This window comes from Actinoalloteichus spitiensis RMV-1378 (assembly GCF_000239155.1).
Taxonomy (GTDB): domain Bacteria; phylum Actinomycetota; class Actinomycetes; order Mycobacteriales; family Pseudonocardiaceae; genus Actinoalloteichus_B; species Actinoalloteichus_B spitiensis.
Genome location: NZ_AGVX02000081.1, coordinates 1 through 5,501 on the forward strand (window position 1 = coordinate 1; position 5,501 = coordinate 5,501).

The window sequence follows — 5,501 nt, forward strand, 5'->3', positions numbered from 1 at the left end:
GTGTCGCTCACGTGGCGCACCACGGTGTGCACGCGGGCGGGCAGTTCGTCCCGGAGCTTCTCCCGCAGCCGGTCGAAGGCTGCGGCGTCCCGGCCCGGCGCTCCCGCCCCCACCAGGATCGAGTCGGCCGCGCAGTCGACGCAGTCGTCCAGCAACGCAGGGAGGCCGCCGTGCGGGTTGCGGGTCAGCGCGAGCTTGCGCGCGTTGCTGAGGCTGTTCTTCAACGATCTCAGGGGTGAGGGCACGTTGAGCAGGACCAGGCGCCGGAAACCGCGCCACATCGCCCGGCGTGCCTCAGCCGGCGTCTCGAACATGCGCACCGAGACGCTGTCACCCTCGTCGACGAGGGCGGGGTACGCGGTGACGGTCAGCCCGTCCTGGTCCTGCCGGTACTCGGTGGGCAACTCACCGAGACCGTCCCAGCTGGTGAGGCCGGTGCGCTCCAGCGACCGGGCCGCGTGGGAGAGCGTGGCCCGCACGCGCCCGCGCAGCTTCGCCTTGATCGCTCCGAGGTCCCGGCCCTCCGCCACGGTCCCGCCGCCACCGTCCACGACCCGGAACGTGACCCGGAGGTGGTCGGGGAGCTGGTCGGTCCGCCAGGCGTCCCGGGGCACGCTGACCCCGGTCAGCCGGTGGAGTTCCCGTTCGAGCGCCGGCAGCAGCGCCTGCTCCGAGTCGGGGTTGAGCCGGGCGAGCACCGTCCTGGCCACGTCCGGAACGGGAACGAAGTTCCGCCGGACGTTCTTGGGCAGGGTGCGGATCAGCGCGGTGACCAGCTCGGAACGCAGGCCGGGGACCTGCCAGCTGAACTGCTCCGGCGTGACCTGGTTGAGGGCGGCCAGCGGAACGTCGACGGTGATGCCGTCGCTCGTCGTGCCCGGCTCGAAGTGGTAGGACAGCGGCATCTCCAGGCCCGGCTGCCGCCACGTGTCCGGGTAGTCGGCCTGGCTGACTCCACCCGAGTTCTCGTTCACCAGCATCGACCGGTCGAAGGTCAGCAGGTCGGGCTGGGTGGCCCTGGTCCTCTTCCACCAGGTGTCGAAGTGGCGCGCGGAGACGACCTCCGCCCCGACCCTGGCGTCGTAGAACTCGAACAGCGTCTCGTCGTCCACGACGATGTCCCGCCGGCGCGCGCGGTGTTCGAGTTCCTCGACCTCCGCCAGCAGCCGGCGGTTCTCGTGGAAGAAGCGGTGCCGGGTGTCCCAGTCCCCCTCCACCAGGGCGTGGCGGATGAAGAGCTCCCGGCTGACCTCCGGATCGATCCGCCCGTAGTTGACCTTGCGGCCGGTGACGAGGGGGATGCCGTAGAGCGTGACCCGTTCGAGAGCCATCACGGCTCCGCGCCGCTTCTCCCAGTGGGGCTCGCTGTGGAAGCGTTTCACGAGGTGCCCGGCCAGGCGTTCCACCCACTCGGGTTCGATGCGGGCGACGACCCGCGCCCACAGCCTGCTGGTCTCGACGAGCTCGGCGGCCATCACCCACCTCGGCTGCTTCTTGAACAGCGACGAGCCGGGGAAGACGGCGAACCGGGCGTTGCGAGCGCCCTGGTAGTCCTGCTTCGGCCCCTCCTTGAGCCCGACGTGCGAGAGCAGACCGGCCAGCAGCGCCATGTGGATGCGCTGCGGCTCCTCCCGCGCCGTGCTCATCGGCAGGTCGAGCTGTGCGGCGATCTGCCGGAGCTGGGAGTGCACGTCCTGCCACTCGCGCACCCGCAGGTAGTTCAGGAACTCGTTCTTGCACAGCCTCCTGAACCTGTTCGAGGTCAGTTCCCGCTGTTGTTCCCGCAGGTAGTCCCACAGGTTCAGGTAGCTGAGGAAGTCCGACTCCTGGTCGGCGAACCGGGCGTGCTTCTCCGCGGCGGCCTGTTGCCGTTCTGCCGGGCGTTCCCTCGGGTCCTGGATGGAAAGCGCGGCGGCGATCACCAGGACCTCCTGGACGCAGCCGTTCCGCTCGGCCTCCAGCACCATCCGGCCGAGCCGGGGGTCCACCGGCAGCTGGGCCAGTTTGCGCCCCAGTTCCGTCAGCCGCCGTCCGCCGCCCTCGTCCACCTCCAGCGCTCCCAGCTCCTGCAGGAGCTGGACACCGTCCCGGATGTTGCGGGCGTCGGGTGGTTCGACGAAGGGGAAGGCGGCGATGTCCCCCAGCCCCAACGAGGTCATCTGGAGGATGACCGAGGCCAGGTTCGTCCGGAGGATCTCGGGGTCGGTGAACTCGGGGCGGTTGTCGAAGTCCTCCTCCGAGTACAGCCGGATGCAGATGCCCTCGGCGACGCGACCGCACCGGCCCTTGCGCTGGTTGGCCGAGGCCTGGGAAACCGGCTCGATGGGCAGGCGTTGGACCTTCAGGCGGTGGCTGTACCGGGAGATGCGGGCGTTGCCGGTGTCCACCACGTAGCGGATGCCCGGCACCGTGAGCGAGGTCTCGGCGACGTTGGTGGCGAGGACGACCCGCCGGCCCGGGTGCGGGCTGAAGACGCGGTGTTGCTCGGCCGCGGACAACCGGGCGTAGAGCGGCAGGATCTCGGTGTTCCGGAGGTCCGCCTTCTCCAGCACGTCGGCGGCGTCCCGGATCTCCCGTTCGCCGCTGAGGAAGACCAGGATGTCGCCCGGCCCCTCCTGGCTCAGTTCGCCGACGGCGTCGAGGATCGCCTGGGTCTGGTCCCGGTCCGGGTCCGGGTCGTCCTCGTCGAGGAGCGGGCGGTAGCGCACCTCCACGGGGTAGGTGCGGCCGGACACCTCGATGACGGGAGCGCCGTCGAAGTGGCGGGAGAAGCGTTCGGGGTCGATCGTCGCCGAGGTGATGATCAGCTTGAGATCGGGCCGGCGGGGCAGCAGCTGCTTGAGGTAGCCGAGCAGGAAGTCGATGTTCAGGCTTCGTTCGTGCGCCTCGTCGATGATGAGGGTGTCGTACTGCCACAACATGCGGTCCTGCTGGATCTCCGCCAGCAGGATGCCGTCGGTCATGATCTTGAGCAGGGTGTCGTCGGTGGAGCGGTCGGTGAAGCGGACCTTGAAGCCCACCGTCTCCCCCACCGGGGTGGCCAGTTCCTCCGCCACCCGTTCGGCGACGGTCCGCGCCGCCAGCCGACGAGGCTGGGTGTGCCCGATGCTGCCCCGGACACCGCGCCCCAGTTCCAGGCAGATCTTGGGCAGCTGGGTCGTCTTCCCGGAGCCGGTCTCCCCCGCGACGATGACCACCTGGTGGTCGCGGATGGCGGCGAGGATGTCGTCCTTGCGCTGGCTGACCGGCAGCGTGTCCGGGTAACGGATCGCCGGGGCGGCCGAGCGGCGCTGGGCGACCCGCGTCTCGGCGGCCGCCAGGTCCGCCGTGATCCGGTTGAGGGCGCGCTCCCGCGCGGGGGCGCCGCGCACCTTGCGCACCCCCTCCAACCGCCGCGCCAGCCGCTGTTCGTCCCGGAGCATCAGCTCGGGGAGACGTGCGGCGATCTCGGCCGTGGATGTCACTGGAGGCGTTCCCATACCGGGGCAAGGATAGGCACACCCCGTAGGGCGGCCACCAGCCAATAACGGTCCCGACTGGCGTGGCCTGCGTCGAAGGACGGGGGACGTGACCAGCGCCACCCGGAGGTTCAGGGGCCGACCGGCGCGGGGGTCGTGCTCCCGTGGGCGCCGGCCGGGGTGGAACGGTCGTGCGCGGAGGGTGTCAGGTGCGCGCTCGGCGCACCCGAACCCGCGCTGGGGGGGCTCGACCTGCCGGTGACGACCGAGGCGTCCTCGGTGGTCGTGACCGTGGTCGCCAACGGAGCGGGTGGTCGGCCGCCCGCCGCGCCGGCCGGCTGGCTCACCGGCTCACGCCCGTCCCGGGCTCCGGCCTGCTCCGGCACCTGGCCGCTCGGGGCCCCGGACGGCGTGGCGAGCATGACCGCGCCGAGCATGAGACCCGAGACGACGACGCCCGCGCCGTTGCGCAGCCGGCGTCCGTTCCTCGGTGCGCGGGCCCGCCGGGGGGCCTGCGGCCCCGGCGGTGTGGCGTTGAGGGTCCCCCCGCCGAGGACGGTGTCACCCCGCCCGAGCGGGGTACTCGATCCGAACGGGGCACTGGAACCCAACGGGGGCACTCCACCGAACCGGCTACCGGGCTCACCTCGGCTGCCCGGCTGGGCGACCACCACCTGGCCCTCGGCGGTCACCGCGAGTTCGTCGGGCCCGGTCGGGAGCGGGGCGCTGTGCGGGATGGCCCGCAGGCTCTCCAGCAGACCGGCGGGCATCGCGGGAGCGGCGGCGGAGCGGAGCGCGGCCCTCGCCTGACGCTGCGCGCTCGCCTGGCGGGCGCACCGCACGCACCCGGCGAGGTGGCTCATGGCACGGTCGTGCGCGCCGGGAGGCAGTTCGCCGTCCACCAGCGCGACCAACGCGTCCACGGCGAGGCAGTGTTCGGGCAGCAGACCGTGCCGTTCAGTCATGCGGAGTCCTCCAGGGCGCCGGCTCGGCGGCGCTCGAGTGCCGCCTTGAGCGCCTGCCGGCCACGGTGAATCCTGCTCCGAACCGTACCCAGCTTCACGCCGAGCGTGGCGCCGATCTCCTCGTAGGACAGACCTTCCACGTCACACAGCACCACGGCCGCCCTGAACTCCGGGGGGAGCTCGTCGAGCGCGGCCTGGAGGTCGGGATCGAGGTGGGTGTTCGCGAACACCTCCTCCGGGCTGGGGCCACTGCCGGGGAGGCGGTCGGTGTCCTCGGGCAGGCCCTCCATCCGCAGCCGGGCGCGACGACGCACCATGTCGAGGAAGAGGTTCGTGGTGATGCGGTGCAGCCATCCCTCGAAGGTGCCCGGCTTGTACGAGGCGAGCGACCGGAACACCCGGATGAAGGTCTCCTGGGTGAGGTCCTCCGCGTCGTGCGGGTTGCCGCTGAGCCGGAACGCGAGCCGGTACACCCGATCGGCGTGCTGCCGCACTACTTCGTCCCAGCTCGGCGGCGTCCAACCGGCGGCGTCGACCCCGCCGGGGGATGCGCTCACCGTCTCGTGGGGAACTGCGGTCATCGGCTGGGTAGGCATCGTGTGCAGGACACCTCCTACGGGCTAGCTGCCATAGGGGAACGCTCACGCGTCCCGTGTTGTTCCCGCGCCTCGCGGGACACCACCGTCTTCGCTGGCGGCTTCACCCTCTCGAACCGGGATGAGGTGGTGGTGAGAACAGGCTGAGAGGACCCTGAGAATGGTCTACCCGTGCCGGGCGTGGGCCACGCCTGCTGGCGAACCGGGGGCCGGAGCGCACCCGCGGGTGGCCACCGGGGACCGCGCGCGCTCCGAGTGGGCGTCCGGGTCCGGCAACGAAAAGCGCGGCTCGACGATCCGGTCAGGCACTGAGAATAAGGGGGCGCTTCGGGTTCCGCCAGGGCGGTACGGCGCTAACCTCCTTGCTTGTGACACCCGAAACTCCGGCGGCCGACCTCAGCGTGGTGCGGGACTTCGTCGCGGACTACCTCGCGGAGGACGAGGTGCTGGCGGCCGCGCGGGCGCGCGGGGTGGCGCTCGGG

At 71.5% G+C, this 5,501-nt stretch carries 3 protein-coding genes; all 3 read right to left on the bottom strand.

Features of this window, described 5'->3' with window-relative positions; translation table 11 throughout:
- On the bottom strand, window positions 1-3,422 hold a 3,422-nt coding region (gene hrpA / locus ACTIDRAF_RS0203920; RefSeq protein WP_052168695.1), incomplete at its 3' end, for an ATP-dependent RNA helicase HrpA.
- Between the two features lie 167 nt (window positions 3,423-3,589).
- Window positions 3,590-4,423: a zf-HC2 domain-containing protein gene (locus ACTIDRAF_RS27120; protein WP_016697409.1), complete on the bottom strand. Its 834-nt coding sequence runs from the start codon at window positions 4,421-4,423 to the stop codon at window positions 3,590-3,592.
- Complete coding sequence (gene sigE, locus ACTIDRAF_RS0203930) at window positions 4,420-5,004, bottom strand: RNA polymerase sigma factor SigE (RefSeq protein WP_026065756.1); 585 nt, start codon at window positions 5,002-5,004, stop codon at window positions 4,420-4,422. The genes ACTIDRAF_RS27120 and sigE overlap by 4 nt, the downstream gene beginning before the upstream one ends.
- Between the last annotated feature and the right edge of the window lie 497 nt (window positions 5,005-5,501).

Excerpts from the sequence above, each read along its gene's own strand:
- ACTIDRAF_RS27120 (WP_016697409.1), bottom strand. The coding sequence starts at position 4,423 with ATGACTGAACGGCACGGTCTGCTGCCCGAACACTGCCTCGCCGTGGAC.
- sigE (WP_026065756.1), bottom strand. The coding sequence starts at position 5,004 with ATGACCGCAGTTCCCCACGAGACGGTGAGCGCATCCCCCGGCGGGGTC.